The organism is Aeromonas sp. TECH754, from assembly GCF_056279295.1.
Genome location: NZ_JBWBRA010000001.1, coordinates 402,999 through 421,980, shown reverse-complemented (window position 1 = coordinate 421,980; position 18,982 = coordinate 402,999). Strand labels below are relative to the sequence as shown.

The 18,982-nt window shown below is 60.1% G+C and carries 15 protein-coding genes and 1 pseudogene; 4 read left to right on the top strand and 12 right to left on the bottom strand.

Annotation, left to right across the window (positions count from 1 at the left end):
* Positions 1–207: 207 nt before the first annotated feature.
* The 6 genes and pseudogenes from aqpZ to ACZ9IL_RS01865 all read right to left on the bottom strand — a co-directional run bounded on the left by aqpZ (position 208) and on the right by ACZ9IL_RS01865 (position 4,760).
* Entirely contained in the window at positions 208–894 is a 687-nt protein-coding gene (gene aqpZ / locus ACZ9IL_RS01890; protein WP_476001969.1) for an aquaporin Z, read from the bottom strand.
* 300 nt (positions 895–1,194) lie between these two features.
* Positions 1,195–1,716, bottom strand: a complete 522-nt coding sequence (gene ruvC, locus ACZ9IL_RS01885) for a crossover junction endodeoxyribonuclease RuvC (RefSeq protein WP_476001968.1) — start codon at positions 1,714–1,716, stop codon at positions 1,195–1,197.
* 278 nt (positions 1,717–1,994) lie between these two features.
* Positions 1,995–2,072 (bottom strand): annotated as a pseudogene (locus ACZ9IL_RS01880) (crossover junction endodeoxyribonuclease RuvC); the annotation flags it as partial.
* Between the two features lie 184 nt (positions 2,073–2,256).
* Positions 2,257–3,183 carry a Gfo/Idh/MocA family protein gene (locus ACZ9IL_RS01875; protein ID WP_476001966.1) on the bottom strand — a complete coding sequence of 309 codons (927 nt, stop codon included), beginning with the start codon at positions 3,181–3,183 and terminating at the stop codon, positions 2,257–2,259.
* A 113-nt stretch (positions 3,184–3,296) separates the two neighbouring features.
* On the bottom strand, positions 3,297–3,536 hold the full coding sequence (locus ACZ9IL_RS01870; protein ID WP_476001965.1) for a hypothetical protein: 240 nt from the start codon (positions 3,534–3,536) through the stop codon (positions 3,297–3,299).
* Positions 3,537–3,809: 273 nt separating this feature from the next.
* A complete protein-coding gene (locus ACZ9IL_RS01865; RefSeq protein ID WP_476001964.1) occupies positions 3,810–4,760 on the bottom strand; it encodes a transposase in 951 nt (316 codons plus the stop codon).
* Between the two features lie 726 nt (positions 4,761–5,486).
* Between ACZ9IL_RS01865 and ACZ9IL_RS01860 the strand changes: the two genes are divergently transcribed.
* Positions 5,487–6,203: an abortive infection system antitoxin AbiGi family protein gene (locus tag ACZ9IL_RS01860; protein ID WP_476001963.1), complete on the top strand. Its 717-nt coding sequence runs from the start codon at positions 5,487–5,489 to the stop codon at positions 6,201–6,203.
* Between the two features lie 123 nt (positions 6,204–6,326).
* Here ACZ9IL_RS01860 and ACZ9IL_RS01855 read toward each other — a convergent pair whose 3' ends face one another.
* The 4 genes from ACZ9IL_RS01855 to ACZ9IL_RS01840 form a co-directional block, all read right to left on the bottom strand.
* Positions 6,327–8,747, bottom strand: a complete 2,421-nt coding sequence (locus ACZ9IL_RS01855) for a YgiQ family radical SAM protein (protein WP_476001962.1) — start codon at positions 8,745–8,747, stop codon at positions 6,327–6,329.
* Positions 8,748–8,855: 108 nt separating this feature from the next.
* The gene (locus tag ACZ9IL_RS01850) at positions 8,856–9,227 is read right to left on the bottom strand and encodes a hypothetical protein (RefSeq protein WP_476001961.1); all 372 of its coding nucleotides are present in this window, start codon (positions 9,225–9,227) and stop codon (positions 8,856–8,858) included.
* A gap of 97 nt (positions 9,228–9,324) precedes the next feature.
* Complete coding sequence (locus tag ACZ9IL_RS01845) at positions 9,325–12,444, bottom strand: efflux RND transporter permease subunit (RefSeq protein WP_476001960.1); 3,120 nt, start codon at positions 12,442–12,444, stop codon at positions 9,325–9,327.
* Positions 12,444–13,496, bottom strand: coding sequence for an efflux RND transporter periplasmic adaptor subunit (locus ACZ9IL_RS01840; protein ID WP_476001959.1), 1,053 nt, complete (start codon positions 13,494–13,496; stop codon positions 12,444–12,446). Before ACZ9IL_RS01840 ends, ACZ9IL_RS01845 begins: the two co-directional genes overlap by 1 nt.
* A gap of 209 nt (positions 13,497–13,705) precedes the next feature.
* On the opposite strand from ACZ9IL_RS01840, the gene ACZ9IL_RS01835 reads away from it, so the two are divergent.
* Both ACZ9IL_RS01835 and rssA read left to right on the top strand, forming a co-directional pair.
* Entirely contained in the window at positions 13,706–15,262 is a 1,557-nt protein-coding gene (locus tag ACZ9IL_RS01835; protein ID WP_476001958.1) for a sensor domain-containing diguanylate cyclase, read from the top strand.
* 33 nt (positions 15,263–15,295) lie between these two features.
* Positions 15,296–16,165, top strand: a complete 870-nt coding sequence (gene rssA / locus ACZ9IL_RS01830; RefSeq protein ID WP_476001957.1) for a patatin-like phospholipase RssA — start codon at positions 15,296–15,298, stop codon at positions 16,163–16,165.
* A gap of 56 nt (positions 16,166–16,221) precedes the next feature.
* Here rssA and ACZ9IL_RS01825 read toward each other — a convergent pair whose 3' ends face one another.
* On the bottom strand, positions 16,222–17,583 hold the full coding sequence (locus tag ACZ9IL_RS01825) for a sodium-dependent transporter (RefSeq protein WP_476001956.1): 1,362 nt from the start codon (positions 17,581–17,583) through the stop codon (positions 16,222–16,224).
* A 203-nt stretch (positions 17,584–17,786) separates the two neighbouring features.
* Positions 17,787–18,053: a helix-turn-helix domain-containing protein gene (locus tag ACZ9IL_RS01820; RefSeq protein WP_005298604.1), complete on the bottom strand. Its 267-nt coding sequence runs from the start codon at positions 18,051–18,053 to the stop codon at positions 17,787–17,789.
* A 258-nt stretch (positions 18,054–18,311) separates the two neighbouring features.
* Between ACZ9IL_RS01820 and ACZ9IL_RS01815 the strand changes: the two genes are divergently transcribed.
* Positions 18,312–18,905: a hypothetical protein gene (locus ACZ9IL_RS01815; RefSeq protein WP_476001955.1), complete on the top strand. Its 594-nt coding sequence runs from the start codon at positions 18,312–18,314 to the stop codon at positions 18,903–18,905.
* The last annotated feature ends 77 nt before the right edge of the window (positions 18,906–18,982 follow it).

The following is an 18,982-nucleotide window of genomic DNA, read 5'->3' as shown; positions in this document are numbered from 1 at the left end:
CGAGTGCATCTGCTGCACCAACGCTACAAGGAGATGCTGAGCGCGGGACCTGTGATTCTCCCTCCCCACGTCTTATCGTTCAGCGCCTGATGGTGGCATCTGCTGCCTGATGTGGCCTGGAGCTATTCCTAATTCCAATTTCCCGAAGGCCCATAAAAGAAAACACGCCAAACGGCGTGTCGATACCACACTTTGTGTCGTGAAAAATCACTCTTTCGTTGCGATCACACGATAGGCCAACGCACCCAGAATGGCACCGACGACGGGCGCAACCCAGAACAGCCACAGCTGGCCGAGAGCCCAGTCGCCGACAAACAGCGCCACACCGGTACTGCGCGCCGGGTTGACCGAGGTGTTGGTCACCGGAATGCTGATGAGGTGGATAAGCGTCAGGCACAGGCCGATGGCGATGGGGGCAAAACCGGCCGGAGCACGGCTGTCGGTGGCCCCCATGATGACGAACAGGAAGAAGCCAGTCATCACCACTTCACACACCAACGCCGCCAGCAAGCTGTAACCGCCTGGTGAGTGCTCGCCATAGCCATTGGAGGCAAAGCCGGCACTCACATCGAACCCGGTCTGGCCGCTGGCGATCACATAGAGCACAGCGCCTGCCGCGATCCCGCCCAGCACCTGGGCCACTATGTAGGGCAGCACGTTGGACGCCGGGAAGCGACCACCGGCCCACAGACCGACGGTCACGGCCGGGTTCAGGTGACAGCCCGAGATGTGGCCGATGGCATAAGCCATGGTCAACACGGTCAGACCAAACGCCAGGGCCACGCCCAGCAGACCAATTCCCACATTCGGGAACGCGGCGGCCAGCACGGCACTGCCACAGCCCCCCAGCACCAGCCAGAAGGTGCCCATAAACTCAGCTGCAAAAGGTTTCACTCTCAATTCTCCCAATGGTGAATAGAACATGAGCAAAGGCTCATACGGACACTGTAATTAAACAGGCGCCACATTATGGGAGTGTGGTAGAGGAAGGCGAAGCCGACATATTTTGCACAATGAGTGTGACGTGCATCACAACTTATTGATTCATTGAGGGGATTGTCGTCAGCGACGGCTCTCTCTCGAAAGAGCCCGCCCCTGATCTGCGACAGTTTATGACCGGGATGCACGTTTTGAGAGGCAATGCCGATAGCACCGGCACTGCCTGGAACTGCCTCTTCTGTGAATAGAGGGAGTTTAGCGATAACGACCGCGGACCGAGCCGCTGGCCTGCCCCGCCATCCGGATCAGGCTCTGGCGAGTATGGAAGTGGCAGAGCGCCACCCCGAGGGCATCCGCCGCATCCGCCTGAGGGGTGGCCGACAGCTTGAGCAAGTGAGTCACCATGTGCTGCACCTGCTCCTTGGCCGCACCGCCCGTACCCACCACCGCCTGCTTGATCTGGGTCGCCGAATATTCGCTGACCGGCAGCAGGGCATTGACCGCCGCCACGATGGCGCTGCCGCGAGCCTGGCCGAGTTTGAGAGCCGAGTCGGCATTGCGGGCCATAAAGACCCGCTCGATGGCAAAGTCGTCCGGCTTGAACTGGGTGATGATCTCGCTTACCCCGTCATAGACCTGCTTGAGGCGCGACGGCAGCTCGCCCAAATCGGTACGGATGCAACCCGACCCCAGGTACTGCGCCTTGCCGGACACAATGCGGATGACGCCGTAACCGGTGATCCGGGAGCCTGGGTCTATTCCCAAAATAATGCTCATGGCTGCGCCACCCCGCCCGCGACGATGCGGACTACACAGTCATTGCCGGTGATCCGGGAACCCGGATCCATCCCCAAAATAATGCTCATGGCTGCGCCACCCCGCCCGCGACGATGCGGATCACACAGTCATTGCCGGTGATCCGGGAACCCGGATCCATCCCCAAAATAATGCTCATGGCAGCACCACCCCGCCCGCGACGATGCGGATCACACAGTCATTGCCGGTGATCCGGGAACCCGGAACCATCCCCAAAATAATGCTCATGGCAGCACCACCCTACCCGCGACGATGCGGATCACACAGTCATTGCCGGTGATCCGGGAACCCGGATCCATCCCCAAAATAATGCTCATAGACTCGCTGCTGCTCTGAAAGCTGTTTCTGCTCGCCAAGATAGCAAACAAGCCAGCGCTTGGCTCGCACGGCGGGCGCCCGCCCCTGTCAACCGCGCAGGGATGCGTCATCTTGTACAGTGCTTTGGTGGTTTTTTCGCCTACCCACCCCGTACGGACAGGCGTGGCAGGTCCGAGGCAGGGCTTATTCCCCCGCCAGCGTCACCAGTCGCTCGGCCAATCGGTGGCTGTGCAGGTAGCTCTCGATAAGCGCCCCATCGGCGCGACCCGCCTCAATCTGCCGATACCAGTGATCGAGCATCGCAACGAAACCCCGGCTCGCCAGCACCGGCTGCCAGTCGTCCGGTGCCAGGGTCTGCTGGGCTTTGTCCCGAGCAAGGGTGCCACGGGTGCAGTTCTCGATATGCAGGGAGAGGTTGTCGCCATAGGCGTCGATGCGCTCCTCCGTGATGCCGGCGCTGCGATTCATGCTGCAGCTCACCGCCACCTGCCCGCTCTGCCAGGCGATACTCACCCCGGCCAGCAGCTCAGGCTGCCGGGCACTGCGCCTCAGCACCGCATGGAGATCCCCACTCGGTGCGCCGCCATAGAAACAGAGGCTGTCGAGCACATGGATGCAGTCGTCGAACAGGAACGGACGCGGCAGTCCGGGCAGGGCGTGGCGATGTTTCTGCCAATGCAGCTCGGTGAGCGGCTGGCTATCTGCATGCGGCTGGCCGCGGGCGGCGCTCATGGCGGGCAGGTAACGGCGGTTGAAGCCGACAAACAGCGGGCAATCCTGCGATATAGCGAGATTAATGAGCACCTCCACCTCGCCTGAGTTGTCACACAGCGGCTTGTCCACAAAGGTGGGGATGCCCGCTTGCAGACTCTTTCGGGCAAGATCGGCATGCACCGCTGTGGCGGCGTGGATCATCACGGCGTCCGGGCGGCTCGCCAGCAGCGCATCCACCTCGGTAAAACACTCGGCGATCCGGTACTGGCGGGCCAGCTTGTCCAGCACTTCCGGGTTGCGAGTGCAGAGCAGCGGGGTGACCCGCTCATCGCTGGCGAGCAGCGGCAGATAGGCCTTCTGGGCGATATCACCGAGGCCAATCAGGGCAATGCGCATGGAAACTCCTTGTTATGGATGCGATGGCGCAGGGTAACATCCGGCGCTTTATATCAGGGTAGTTATCAGGACTTTGCTATTTCGTCTCGTCGGGCGCTCTTGATGCCAACTCGCTATTCAGACTCTTTCGAGAGCCCTTTGGCCTGCTCTCTGGCATCCAGCCATTTGCCTACTCTGGCCCCCAGCTCAGAGCAGATCATGGCGCTGACCATGGCCCCGATCATCCGGGCCATATCCGAGATCTCTTTCGATTCAAGAAGCAGCGGCGCAATCAGGTTAAAGGCAATGAGCCCCATCACCAGCCCAAGCCCGCCGCCCACCTTCTCTCTTCGGGATCTTGCTTTAATCGCCATCTGACTACTCCTGCGCAGGAAGATATGCAGGGATACATTCCCCTTACCTACATATCCGGCAAGATAACAAAGCCTTCCCCAATTAGGACAGCCATCTTTTGGAGCAAACTGCAATCAGGCGGTCTGCACGCCTTGTCACGAAGCATTCGTGATGGAATATGTGAAACTCGGGGATTGAAGGGAGGGTCCTGGTATGAAAGGACAAATAGAGGAACAGCTACACACGATATCAGCTGAAATACCGGGAACTTGCGTGAAGCGAATACCAACCATTCAAAGGGATGGCTGATGACATCGTCGCTGGCCGCAGTGCTGTGCGAATCGCTGGCAATGATCCCTGTCGCCCACCACCCTGATGCCTGGTCGCCGAAACAGCGTCACCTGCTTCAGCCAACTAATCTCGTCCAGCCCCAGCCGCGCCAAAATGGGAGCAAGACGGGCCGGTATATGGCCCCGTTTGTCTACTCTGATGGCACGACCGGTCCAGTCAACCAGCATCAGATACTCGGTAAAGACATAAGGCAGGCCATCAGGTTGTGCTGGGTTAGCAAATGGCAGCAATAGAGGAGGCAACGACTCTGTGGCTGGTTCCTGCTCAAGCCGCTGCTTGATGCTGGTGTAATCGCTCTGCTCGGGCCGGTCGGCCAACGCCGCCCGTATCGGATTGAGGTCAACATAAGTCATGCAGGCCAGAAGGGCTGACTCGGTGAGCAGGGCCTGGCTCTTGAAGCGCCCTTCCCAGAAATGGCCCTTGCAGCCATCTTCCCGATTGGCCTGCCGCGCCAGAGTTTCATTGAGCAAGCGCACAAACCAGCTGATGGAATGAAGCCGCGTACGCCATTCCCCTATCAGTTGCTGTACCACTACAAGTTCGGGATCAATCAGAGATTCCCCCTGATACCAGCGCCGCACCAACAGCGGCCACTGGAACAGCGCAGCCCAGCGTTCGGCCACCTCCCGCTCGCTCCAGCTGGCAGCAGTATCGGGCTCCACCTTGAGCACCAGGTGATAATGATTGCTCATCACCGCGTAAGCACACACACCGATGGCAAACAGCCGCGACAGTTGCCCCAGCTTGTCGACCACCCACTGGCGCCTGTGTTCGTAACTCTGACCGGAATGAGCATCTTCCCCGCACAGAAAAGCCCGCCTTACGCAGCGGCTGACCACGTGGTAGTAAGGCGTATCCTGCAAACTGATTTGACGTGAACGGGCAATGGTCATGGCTCACCCCCTCGACAGTGACCTCTCAAGCCAAGTACAGCATTACGCCGCTGTCAAAAACGTGGGTGTCCCAGATTTCTCGTTGGTGTCCCAGGTTTCCCGGTACAGGGAATACCCGCTGTCATGTTCGTAAAGGGGTGCGCAAGGGAGGTTTCATCATGCCCCTCCCCTTATCAAAAAGTCTGGCCGCACAAGATAGCAAAGCCGCCCCCGCCTAACCGCTTTTATCGGCTACACAAAAGCGCTTTGATGACATGGCTCAAATAATGAAGATTTTCTAATGGTTGCATCACTCTTGATGCTCGCATGAGCGGCTTCGTTTGACTTAGCATGGCCATTCAGAACCTGTTGAACGGTGATGGGTGACTGCCAGCGCGGGTCAATGGAGCATATTGGAAGCTGTCATCCACGGGCGGTAGCGTGGGATGCGGTGGCGTTACGCTTTACTCAGAAAGGTGGGTGTCCCAGATTTTGCCCCTAATCGACCCTACGAGCTGAGTTTGCGAACCCCAACATCTGTAAGAAGATAGATTAGCCATAATTGAGCCATCGATATTACTTCAAGCAAGGGTCGATAAATATTGCTGTTCGCTCAGCGCTAGCTTGATTAGTAAAGTTATCTTCATGATAAACATTGATTCCACATGGAGCCAAATAGATGAGATGTAATAACAAAAACACGCCCCCGCTCTCCTCTTTCAAACATATATAATACAAGAGATATAAATGAAGCCTAAATCAAACAACCTGTTCCATTTCACGAGCAGTGTAGATGTATTGAAACTAATACTTAAAAATGGGATTTACCCTAGATTTTGTTTAGAGGACTTCGGATGGTTTGGCTCTGAAAGTTCTAAGCATATAGGTTATCCAATGAGTTGTTTCTGTGATATTCCTCTTTCCAGAATTTCAGAGCACACAAATTTTTATGGGATGTATGGTATAGGTTTTACGAAAGAGTGGGGCTTAAAAAATAGTCTTAACCCTGTGATTTATCTCACAGCAGGTGGTTCTGTGTGCGATGTAGTGAAATTTTATTTTGATATACCGACACCTAACGGTATTGATGAAAGCGTTCTCCATAGTAAGTTATTTACCTTACTATCTCATGTAAAGCCTATTAGTGGAACTATGTTCGTAGGCGGCAGCTTAGTAGACAAAGACTTCTATCAAGAAAATGAGTGGAGATATGTTCCTCAAGTCAACAGTTTAATTTTTCAGGAAATGTTTGATGAGGAAAAAGATGAGTCAAACAGAGAGATTGAGAAATATAAACTTGAGTTTACACCTCAAGATATAAAATACATCTTTGTAAAGACAGATAGTGATATTCCAGGCTTAGTCGACTTCATAAATGGGACTCTTGGATATTTCCCTCATAATGATTTGAAAATACTACAGTCAAGAATTATCTCTTTGGAAACATTGAACTCCGACATATAATGACAAAATAAAAACTTAATATTTCAAATCGTTTCCCGCGATCTAAACACCAATTTTAAAATAAATATAAAAGGCGACCATCCGGTCGCCTTTTTATTTATATCGCTTTCCAAATCAGGAATATCACCGAGCCGGTCGCTTGGCTGCCCCGCCTTTAGCTGCAGGCTTGCCACCATGGGTTGCCGGTTTGGCAGTACCTGCGCGGCTGGGTGCCTTGCCATTTTGGGTGGGTTTCCCCTGCCCTGCTGGCTTGCCCTGACCCGCGCCTTGGGCTGAGGGCTTGCCGCTGGAGCCTTTACCAAACTGGCTACCGACCGGCTTGCCATTGCCCACCTTGCCACCCTTGCTGGCGGCTGGGGTGTCGTTGCGAGCCTTGCCTTGCGCGGCGGCAGCCACTGCGCCCTTACCGCCAGCCGCCTTGTTACCCGCCCCATTCCCCCTTTGATGCACGATATTGCTGTGGCGGGTCAGGGCCGGTTTCAGCCCCTTGTTGAGGCTGCGCTCGGCCTTGACCTCGCCACGGCCTTCCGGCGGCACCAGGCAGTCGGGGCCGTTGCCAATGAGGTGCCCCTTGCCCATTTCCAGCAGGGCTTCGCGGATCATGGGCCAGCCGGCCGGATCGTGGTAGCGCAGCAGCGCCTTGTGCAGGCGGCGACGACGCTCCCCTTTCACCACGAACACGTCCCCGCCCTGGCGGCTCACCTTGTTGAGCGGGTTTTTCTCGGTGTAATACATGGTGGTCGCATTGGCGAGCGGCGACGGGTAGAAGTTCTGCACCTGATCCAGCTTGAAGCGGTTCGTTTTTACCCAGAGCGCCATGTTCACCATGTCTTCATCCGTGGTGCCCGGGTGGGCCGAGATGAAGTAGGGGATCAGGTACTGCTGCTTGCCCGCCTCTTTGGAATACTTGTCGAACAGCTCCTTGAACTGGTAGTAGCTGCCCATGCCCGGCTTCATCATCTTGGAGAGCGGGCCCTCCTCGGTGTGCTCCGGGGCAATCTTGAGGTAGCCGCCGACGTGGTACTTGGCCAGCTCCTTGATGTAGCGCGGATCTTCCACCGCGATGTCGTAACGCACCCCGGAGGCGATCAAAATCTTCTTGATCCCCTTCACATCCCGCGCCTTGCGATAGAGATCGATGGTCGGGGTATGGTCGGTATCCATGTGCGGACAGATGGTGGGCCAGACGCAGGAGGCGCGGCGGCAGGTCTGCTCGGCCTTGGGGCTCTTGCAGCGCAGCTTGTACATGTTGGCGGTGGGGCCGCCGAGATCCGAGATGACGCCGGTGAAGCCCGGCACCTTGTCGCGGATCTCTTCGATTTCTTTGATGATCGACTCTTCCGAGCGGCTCTGGATGATGCGCCCCTCGTGCTCGGTGATGGAGCAGAAGGAGCAACCGCCGAAGCAGCCGCGCATGATGTTGACCGAGGTCTTGATCATCTCGTAGGCCGGGATCTTCTCCTTGCCATAGGCCGGGTGCGGCACCCGCTGGTACGGCAGGCCGAACACCCCGTCCATCTCGTCGGTCTCGAGCGGGAAGGCGGGCGGGTTGACCCAGATGATGCGATCGCCGTGAGCTTGGGAGAGAGCCCGGGCGCAGCCCGGGTTGGTCTCGTGGTGCAAAATGCGCGACGCATGGGCGTAGAGCACCTTGTCCTCTTTGACCCGCTCGAACGCCGGCAGCTTCACATAGGTTTTCTCCCACGGCTTCTGCTTGGGCGGCTGCACCAGCACGGGCTGGGCCTCCTGCTCGCTCGGCGCCGTGCCCTCGTCGTCGGAGCAGGGCGCCCCTTCCATGTAGGGGTTCATGATGGGATCGATGCGGCCAATGCGGTCCAGCTTGCTGGAGTCCACCCCGCGCCACTCAGGCAGCGGCTCCTTGCGGATCACGGCGGTGCCGCGAATGTCCTGCATGGTCTCCATGGTCTCACCATTGGCGATGCGGTGCGCCACTTCGATGAGCGGCCGCTCGGCGTTGCCGTAGATGAGGATGTCAGCCTTGGCGTCGAGCAGGATGGAGCGACGTATGGTCTCGGACCAGTAGTCGTAATGGGCAATGCGGCGCAGCGACGCCTCTATGCCACCGATGACCACGGGGACCTCCTTGAAGGCCTCCTTGCAGCGCTGGGTGTAGACCAGAGTGGCTCTGTCCGGCCGCTTGCCGCCCACATCCCCCGGGGTGTAGGCGTCGTCGTGGCGCAGCTTCTTGTCGGAGGTGTAGCGGTTGATCATGGAGTCCATGTTGCCCGCGGTCACCCCGTAGAACAGGTTCGGCTTGCCCAGGCGCATGAAGTCATCCTTCGATGACCAGTCCGGCTGGGCGATGATGCCGACCCGAAAGCCCTGGGATTCCAGCATGCGGCCGATGACCGCCATACCGAAACTCGGGTGATCCACGTAGGCGTCGCCGGTCACCAGCACGATGTCGCAACTGTCCCAGCCGAGCTTGTCCATCTCCGCACGGGACATGGGCAGGAAAGGCGCCGTGCCGTAGCACTCGGCCCAGTAGCGGGGATAGGAGAAGATAGGGGTAACCGGCTGCATTTTGAACACCTGGAACAATTCGGGTCGCGCATTATACCGGCAGAGCGAAGCGGGGGCGATGGCTTTTTGGCCCCACTGTTCGCAGGGTAAGCGCGGGGAAAAAGCGCCTCAGATAATCTGGCGAGCCAGCAGGAATCTGTGCTGATGGCGCAGCAACAGTTGCTGGGCACCGAGCAGGCACCAGATCAGCGCGGGGATCAGGAACACGGGATGGGTGGCGAGGCGCAGCATCAGCACACCGAGCAGGATCAGGGCGAAGGGGCGGCTCTCGTAAACCCACTGCGGCCAGCCCCGCTGATGGGGCTGGCGCTGCTTGTCGAGGCGGCGATAGCTGCCGCGTTTGAACCAGACCCGCGAGCCGGCCAGATAGAGGATGAACCCGGCCAGCAGCAGCGCGGGATGCCCGGAGAATCCCAGCAACAACAAACCGCCGCCCAGATAGACGAAGGGCAGCGGTTCATAAATGGCGGATGGCAGCATGATGGATGGCCTCTGATGTTGACTGGTCACATAGTAACCATGGCGCCCTCGTCAGCCATTCTCTTTTGCGTCCCGTTTCCCAGATGGGGGGCGAGTATCAGGCGGCCGGCTTGTCCCGCCCATCCCGGGGAGGATCGACCGCCAGCGCCTCGTCCACCAGCCGATCCCGCACGCCCGTCATGCCCGCCCGCCTGGCCAGCAGGTGATAGATGGCGGGCACCATCAGCAGGGTTACCAAAGTCGCGAGGCTGAGGCCGAAGAACACCACAGTGCCCACCGCCATCCGGCTCTCGTAACCGGCGCCCATGGAGATCATCAGCGGCACGGCCCCTATGATGGCGGTGAGGGAGGTCATCAGTATGGGGCGCAGTCGACGCACCGAGCCCGCGATGATCGCCTCCTCGAAGCCTTCGCCGCGCTGGCGCAGCTGGTTGATGAACTCCACGATCAGGATGCCGTTCTTGGTCACCATGCCGATCAGCATGATCATGCCGATCTGGCTATAGATGCTCAGCTCCTGCCCGGTCAGCCACAAGCCCAGCAGGCCGCCGAAGATGCCGAGCGGCACCGTCACCATCACCACGGTCGGGGTCAGCAGGCTCTCGAACTGCGCCACCAGCACCAGGTAGACCACCAGCAGGGCCAGACCGAACACCAGCGCCATCTCCCCCTGATTGTCGCGATAGTCCTTGGAGTCGCCGGCGTAGTCCACCGTCATGCCGGCAGGCAGATGGGCGCTGGCCCAGCCGTCGAGAAAGTCCAGCGCCTCCCCCAGGGTGTGGCCGGGAGCCACGTCCGCGGTGAGGGCAATCGCCTTCTGGCGCTGGTAGTGGTTGAGCCGCTGCGGGCTCGCCACCTGCTTGACGGTGGCCAGGGTCGACAGACTCACCATCTCGCCGCTGGCGGCCTTGAGATAGATGCGGCTGACATCGGAGATACCGTTGAAGTCGCGCTGGTTGGCGCGCAGGTAGACGTCATACTCCTCTCCCCTGTCCACATAGGTGGTCTGGCTGACACCGCCGAGCAGCGCCTGCAGGGAGCTCGCCACCGTGGCGACCGGGATGCCGAGCTGGCTGGCCCTGTCCCGCTCTATGGTCACCTGTAACTCGGGAGTCTTCTCGGCGTAATCCAGATCCGGCGCCAGCATCAGGCCGCTCTGGCTCGCGGCCTGCTGCAGGGCCAGCCCCTGCTGATAGATCTCGGCGTAATCTGAACCTTGCAGCACGAACTGCACGGCGGCGGTGGAGCCGCCCCTGAACCCCGGCTGGAAGGTGCGGATCATCACATCCGGGATGCCGGCAAGCCGACCGCTCAGGCTGCGGCCAAATTCGGTGGCGGTCTCGTCCCGGGCAGCCCAGTCGGTGAGCTGGATGATCGCCATCCCGGTCTGATCGCCCCCGCGTCCGAAGGCCGGGGTACTGAAACTCATGGCCTGCACCACCCCCTTGCCGAGCAGCGGCATGATGGCGGCCTCCACCTGCTGCATGTTGCGCTTCATCCGCTCTATGCTGGTGCCCTCAGCCCCCTTCACGAACACATAGAGCACGCCCCTGTCCTCGGTCGGAGTCAGGCTCGCGGGCAGCTTGCCAAACAGGGCGCCGATGCCGCCGAGGCAGAGCAGCAGCACCAGCGGCGTCCAGGCACTGCGGCGCAGCACCCAGCCCAGCAAGTGCCGGTAGTGGCGCTCCACCCAGCCGAGGCCCTTGTCCAGATTGGCGGTCAGGGCGTTGGGCTTGTCGACGGCGCGCATCAGCCAGGAGCCCATGGCCGGGGTCAGGGTCAGGGCCACCAGGGCGGAGAAGAGCACCGCCAGCGAGAGCAGGATGGCAAACTCGGTGAAGAGCCGGCCCACCATGCCCTCCATGAAGGCGATGGGGACGAATACCATCACCAGCACGGCGGTGGTCGCTATCACCGCGAAGCCCACCTCGCGGGTGCCGTGCCAGGCCGCCAGCAGCGGGGGTTCACCGCGCTGCAGGTGGTGGTGGATGTTCTCCACCACCACGATGGCGTCATCCACCACCAGACCGATGGCGAGGATCAGCGCCAGCAAGGTGATGAGGTTGATGGAGAAGCCGAGATACCAGGCGCCGATGAAGGCGGAGATGAGCGACACCGGCACCGTGATGGCCGGGATCAGGGTGGTGCGCCCCTGCCCGAGGAACAGGTAGAGTACGGCGACCACCAGCACGGCGCAGATGGCGAGGGTCTCGTACACCTCGTGGATCGCCTGCTTGATAAAGATAGTGGAATCATAATCCACCTCTAAACTGGCCCCTTCCGGCAGAAAACGCTGCATATCCCCCATTTTCTGCTCTATACCCTGGGCCACCGCCAGGGGGTTGGCGGTGGATTGCGCCACTATGCCGATCCCCAGGCTCTCGCGGCCGTTGCGCTGATAGGCGCTGTCTTCGTTCTTGGCGCCCACCTCCACGTCGGCGATGTCCGCCAGATAGATGCTCTGGCCATTGGCGGCGGTCGCTACCGGCAGGGAGCGGAAATCGTCGGCGCTGCGATAGAGACGGGCGATCTGCACCGCCATGGTCATGCTGTTGTTGCGGATCTCCCCCCCTGGCAGCTCGATGTTCTCCCGCTTGAGGGCTTCCTGTACGTCTGACACCGTGATGCCGCGGGCCGCCATGTCGGCGGGACGCAGCCGCACATACATCACCCGGGTCAGATCGCCGGACAGGGACACCTCGCTCACCCCGTCCACCAGACTCAGGGGATCGACCAGGAGCCGGTTCGCGTAATCGGTCAGGGCGGTGCGGTCCATCTGGGTGCTGCTGAAGTTGAGCCAGATCGCCACATCACCGCTGCCGTTGTCCTTGGTGACCATGGGCTCATCCACCTCGTCCGGCAGCTTGGGCCGGGCGCGGGAGATGGCGTCGCGCACGTCCGAGGTGCCCTCCACCATGTTCCAGCCGAGTTTGAACTCCACCGTGATGTTGGAGCGCCCCTTGCGAGTCACCGAGTTGATGTTCTTGATGCCGCTGATGCCGGAGAGCTGATCCTCGATGGGCTTGGTAACCTGGCTCTCCATGACCTCGGGGGCGGCCCCGTCATAGGTGGTGGTGATGGAGACGGACGGGGTCTGCACGTCCGGCATCTCCCGCACCGTCAATTTGCTGAAGGCCACCAGGCCGAAGACGGTGAGCAGGGCGCTGATCACCACCGCCACCAACGGGCGGCGTACTGAGATATCGGAGAGCCACATCAGCCTTTTACCTCTGCCAGATCGTGCACCAGGGCGCCGTCACGCAGGTTGACCAGCCCCTCGACCGCGATGCGATCGCCGACACTCAGCCCCTTGATGACCCACACCTCTTCGCCATGGGTATCGCCAAGCTCCACCGGGATGCGTTTCACCCGGCCATCCGGCTCCAGTCGATAGACGAAGCGCTGCTCGCCGGCATACTCCACCGACTGGGCGGGGATCAGGGTCATCTTCTGGGCCGGCAGTTCGAGCTCCACGTTCATCAGCATGCCGGGCCGCAACTGGCCGGTGGGATTGGGGATGATGACGCGGGCCTTGATGTTCTGGGTTTCGTTGGAGACGCGGCTGTCCAGGGTCTCCAACACGCCGGAGAAGGATTGATCCGGCCAGGCCGAGCTGGTGGCCGTCACCGTCATGCCGGGTTTGAGCAGGGAGAGGTAACGCTCGGGGACCGCCAGATCGAGCCGCAGCTTGGCGAGCTCGTCCAGGTGCAGCAGCACGTCGCCGCTGTTGACCAGGGCGCCTTCGCTGAGATCGATGAGACTGACGGTACCGTCAAAGGGAGCGGCCAGGGTACGCAGGGAGAGCTCGTAGCGGGCCGCATCGACCCGAGCCTGGGCCTGGGCCACCGTGGCTTCCTGCCCTTCCAGCTCAGAGTTGGTGATGGCACCGCGCGCCACCAGCCGGCGCATGTCGCGCAGCTTGCGGCTCTCGTCACGCACGCTGGCACTCTGCTCCGCCAGCTCCGCCTGCTGCTTGCCTGCATCCAGGGCGATCAGGGTCTGGCCTGCCTTGACCTGCTGGCCGGAGCGCACCGGGATATTGACGATGCGGCCGGTCACCTCGGGACTGACCACCACGGAACGGTTCGCCGCCAGCTTGCTGACCAGCTTGATCGAGGGCTCGGCCAGGCTCTGCCTGACCGTTTCGGCCCTGATGTTGACTTGTTTTTGCTGGGGTTTACCGGCCGGTTCGGCCTGTCGAAGAGTCCAGGTCCCCGCTGCCAGCAGCAGGAGAACAGGAAGGAGCCACAGCCATATGCGCATTTTCATCAAACAATCCATGCAATAGGGAGAAAGAAGAGGGAGACCTCAACAATGATGACACCATGTTACCCCCTGACTATGCCGCGACTATGTATAAATGTGACAAATCGTAACAGTGGGAGCGAGGGCGGCGTAAAAGACAGATCCCGCTGAGACGATGCCCGTTTTCTGCCTTACACTGATGTGCCGTAAATCAGTAACAATGCTGGACCCCTATGCCCCGACTGCTCCATGCCTTTGCCAAGTACCGTCTGCAGTGGCTGCTGCTGGGTCTGACCATGATGCTGTTGTTCCTCGCCCTGCAACACTCCTTTCGCCAGATCACCGAACTGAACAAGCGCGACACCATAGGCACGGCCGCCGAGCTGAAATCCCAGTATCAACAGATAGACACCCTGCTCGAAGCCATGCGCGGCCAGGCCGAGGAGCGGCTGCGCAGCAACCCCCAGACGGCCCTGACTCACCAGCTCTACCGCGCCCTCCATGCCGATCCCGTGCTGGGCATCACCCTTGACCGGATCCCCGCCGACTTGCCTGCGGGGCTCGTCGGCAACCTGACGGGACGGGGGCCGCTACCGGCGCCGGGCAGCGAGCGGGAAGCCAGATTGCACCTGGCGCTCAGCCTCTCACCTCTGCTCTCCACCGCCGCCCAGTTGCTCTCCAGAGACGTTGTCTGGCTCTATTTCACCGGGGTGGACCACTTCATCTACCTCTATCCCTGGGTGCCCTCTCGCCAGTTTCGGTTCAATGCCACGGTTTATCAGAAATCCTACTGGCTGGATGCCCTGGCCCAACCCTCCGATACCCGCCACGCCACCCTGTCGCGCCCCTATCAGGACTTCGCCGGGCAGGGTCAGATGATTACCCTCTCCCAACCCATCACTCACGCCCGCAAAGTGGTGGGGGTGCTCAGCATCGACATCCTGCTCAGCCATCTCGAGCAGACGTTGCATAAACCCGGTCCCCAGACCGGCACCCTGTTTCTGGCCAATGCGCACCGGCAGATCCTGGCCCGCAGCCAGCCCGGCACGGCACCGCCCCAGCTCCCAGGCGAGCTGCAGGACGAGTATCACTGGCAGCAGGGAGCCTTCCAGCTCGTGCACGCCATCCCCGGCACCCCGCTGACCCTGATCCACCGCATCCCGCTGATCTCCCTGCTGTTGGCGCTGTTCTGGCAGTCGGTCACCGCGCTGGTCACCCTCTTCTGTCTGGCGGTGGCAACCCTGTCCAGCCTGCGATCCCGCCGGCTCAATCGACGACTGAATTACCTGTCCCAGCACGATGCACTCACCGGTGCCTTCAATCGCCACCATTTCGATGCGTTTGAATACCGCCATACCAAAGCGGGCTCCCATCACATTGGTGCCATCATGTTCGACTGCGATCACTTCAAGCTGGTCAACGATCACTTCGGCCACGGGGTCGGTGATCAGGTGCTGATCCAGCTGGTACGGCTCTGCCAGCCCCTGCAGGTGCGAGGAAACACCCTGATCCGCTGGGGAGGCGAAGAGTTCCTGCTGCTGGTGGTCGGCAAGACCACGCCCCTCGACCAGCTGGCCGAGCAGTTGCGGGTGAGCATCGAGCAGTATGCCTGGTCCGGGATAGCGCCCGAACTTCGGGTCACGGTCAGCCTGGGTTATTGCCGCCAGCACCCCGGCATCCGGTTGCAGGAGGCCATCCGCCGGGCGGATGCCGCCCTCTATCGGGCCAAGGCCAACGGCCGCAACCGCAGCGAAGGCTGGCAAGATGACGCGGCAGAGAAGCAGGAGTAAGCTGGAACCCTCATTCACATCAGGAGACGCACTGTGGCACGAAAACCCCGCCTGGGACTGGCTCTGGGCAGCGGTGCTGCCCGAGGTTGGGCGCACATAGGCATCATACGGGCACTGGAACAGCTCGGAGTCAAACCGGATCTGGTGGCCGGTTGCTCCATCGGCAGCTTCGTGGGCGCCGCCTATGCTGCCGGTGAACTGGACAAGCTGGAATCCTGGGTGCGCGGCTTCAGCCGCTTGCAGGTGATGGGGTTGCTCGATCCCGCGCTCTCCGGTGGCCTGTTTCGGGGCGAGAAGGTGTTTGGCATCGCCGCCAACCACCTCGGCGATCCCCCCATCGAGAGTCTGCCGCTGCCCTTCGCCTGTGTCGCCACCGAGCTCAACACCGGACGCGAGATCTGGTTGCAAGAGGGGCCACTGCGCCAGTGTGTGCGCGCCTCCTGCGGCATGCCCGGCATCCTGACCCCCACCCGGGTCGATGAGCAGTGGCTGGTGGACGGGGCCGTGGTCAACCCGGTGCCCATCTCTCTGGCCCGTGCCATGGGGGCCGAGGTGGTGATCGCCGTCAATCTCAACGCCGACATGCACCAGCCCTGGGCCGATGACTCGGACGAGCCGGCGCAGGGCGGCCTGCTCAGCCAGTGGCTGAACCGGGGGGAACGCGAACCCAGCATCCCCGGCATGTGGAGCGTCATGACGGGCTCCATCAACATCATGCAGGAGCGGATCACCCGCGCCCGGATGGCCGGGGATCCCCCCGAAATTCAGCTCTGTCCGCGTCTCGGCAGCTTCTCCATCATGGATTTCCACCGGGCGACGGACGCCATCAACGAGGGCCAAGCCTGCGTCGAGCGCAACCTGGAGCAGTTGAAAGAAGAGCTGTCCCGACTCCGGTTGATCTGACCGCCATCAAAAAAAGAGCGCCTCATGGCGCTCTTTTTTATTCGGTGCGAGGGCCGTCAGAACAGCCCCAGCCCCTTGAGCATCACCACCAGGATCAACAAAGGGGAGACGTAACGGATGATGAAGAACAGCGGCTTGAGGATCTTCAGCTCCAGCTTGCCGCCATTGGTCAGGGCCAGCACCATGCGCTCATAGCCCCAGATCCAGCCGACAAACAGGCACAGCATGATGCCGCCAAGCGGCATCAGCACGTTGGAGGAGACGAAGTCGAACAAGTCGAAGAAGGTCTTGCCGGCGATCTGCACGTCCGCCAGCGTGCTGTTGGAGAGTGCGCAGGTCGAACCGACCGCCCCCAGCACCAGCAGGTTGATGAGGGTTGCCTTGGCACGGCTCATGTGGAAGCGCTCGGACAACACCGAGACCGGCACTTCCAGAATGGAGAGCATGGCCCCGGTCGCCGCGATGGCGGACAGCACGAAGAACAGCACCATGAACAGGTGGCCGAACGGGATGCTGGCAAACACCGCCGGAATGGTGATGAACAGCAGGGAGGGACCGGCCGAGGGCTCGAAGCCGAAGGCAAACACCGCCGGGAAGATGGCGATCCCCGCCAGCATGGAGACGAACAAGTCCGCACACATCACCCGGAAGGTGGTCAACGGGATATTCTGATCGTCCCGGAAGTAACTGCCGTAGGTCATCATGCAGCCCATGCCGATGGAGAGCTTGAAGAACGCCAGCCCCATGGCCGTCAGCACCACTCCGGCGGTGATCTTGGAAAAGTCCGGTGAGAACAAGAACCGCAACCCCTCGCTCGCCCCGGGCAAGGTCAGGCTGCGCAGGCCGATGATCAGCAGCAGGACGAAGAGCACCGGCATCAGTCGCTTGGTGACCGCCTCTATTCCCTTGGCAACCCCCATCAGCAGTATGCCTCCCATCAGCGCCAGCACCAGCCATTGCCAGAGCAGACTCTGCAGCGGGTTGGTGATCAGGGCATTGAAAGCCGCGCCAGTCACGGCGGGATCGGTCGACAGGATGTCACCGCTGATCGCCTTGAAGATGTAGGCAAACACCCAGGCCGCCACCTCGGAGTAGAACGACATGATGAGGAAGGCCGCCGTCACCCCCATGGCCGCGATCAACCACCAGGGTTGCCCCTTGGGCGCCAGCTTGATGAGCCCGGTTACCGCATCGGATTTCGCCTGGCGGCCCAGCATGATCTCGGAAATCATCACCGGCAGCCCGACCAGCAGGGTGGCGATGACGTAGACCAGCAGGAAGCCGGCGCCGCCGTTCTCTCCGGTCAGATAAGGGAACTTCCAGATGTTGCCAAGGCCAACGGCCGAGCCCAGGGTGGCGGCGAGAACGCCGAAGGTGCTGGTAAAGCCATCTCTGACTTTGGGGGGGGTTCGACTCATTCTTATCTCACTGTATGCATCACGGGAGGACTCCCCCAATTCAAGGGTCGGAATTCTCTGGGGATTAATCCAGCTTGCCAAGAAATTTAAGTGAAAATCTCTGCGTAGAGCACAACTTGCAGCAATTAATTAAACGCATTGTCATTTTGAAAGATAAAAAAATGCCGCCTCGGGGGCGGCACTTTTATCTAGGCTCAACGAAATTAAGCCTTGGCGATATCGTCCGGACCAATCTGACCGATTTCGGCGACTTTCTTGTCGGCCAGCAGCCAAAGGGTGAACTTGTGCAATTCCGGGTGATGAGCCAGGGCAACCAGGAAGGCGCCTCCGACTTCACGATAACCCAGCTCATAGTTTTTCAGGGTAGTCGGGGGGACGCCCAGCAGATCGGCAAATTTGGGACGGCTCAGGCCAACCGCTTCGCGGATCTGACGGATCTTCTTGCCAACAGTTACGATATTTGAATTCATGTGTTCCATACTCCGTTCGGCGGATTGACTCCACCTTTATTTTTCGCGACGACTCGTAGTCAAGTGTATCAGTTTTGAACGGACTCGTTATGGTCGAGCCTCTATCTTTAATCAGCGTCTTTCGACGACAACCCATACAAACATCGGGGATGGTAATCGCAGAGCCGCCTCAGGTAAACAGTCTCGAAAAGAAACCTTTATTGTTGCCACGGCCATAACTCGTATAATTCGCCGGTTATCCCTTAAAGAGTAATCAGCATGGCATTTCCCGGCATCATCTCCCGTCTCCACTCGGATTCAGACCCCGATTCGCTGCTCCGTCAACTCGCTCAGGGCCAGCAGACCCGGGCCGAGGCCTTCTGGTTGCCCGCAACCATGCAAAGCCAGGCCGCGCCAGTGCTGACGGCCCTCTCAGACAAGTGCAGCCTCTATCTCGAACGACCCGTCACCGTGCCACTGCGTGGTCACGATGGTGTCTTGCAGGAGAACGGTACTCTGCTGCTCGGCAATGGTAATCGTATGAAGCTTGCCGTGGAGAAAGGGGATGGGGGTCTGGTACCCGAACAGGGTCTGTGCGAGATGACACAGTGGCTGGAGGCAGGACATCAACATTTCATTTGTTCAGCGGCCGTTCAGCCGGTGGCGCGGGCGATCCTCAATATCTGGCCACTGGACCCCTATCTCGCCCGTCATTTTTTACTCAGCTTCACACCCTTGCTGTGCGAAGCGACTGAGGCGGATTACCTCGCGGTGTTCTCGGCGAGGGTGCCAGGCGCCACGCCGCAGCACGCCTGGGCTGAGGCCTATATGAAGCTTGAAAAAAAGCTGCATCGAGCTTACTTGGATCACTAAATAGATCCTGATAAACAGCCAGTTATCCACACGACACAATCTGCCATAGCGATTATCTGTGAGCTTGATCATGTTTT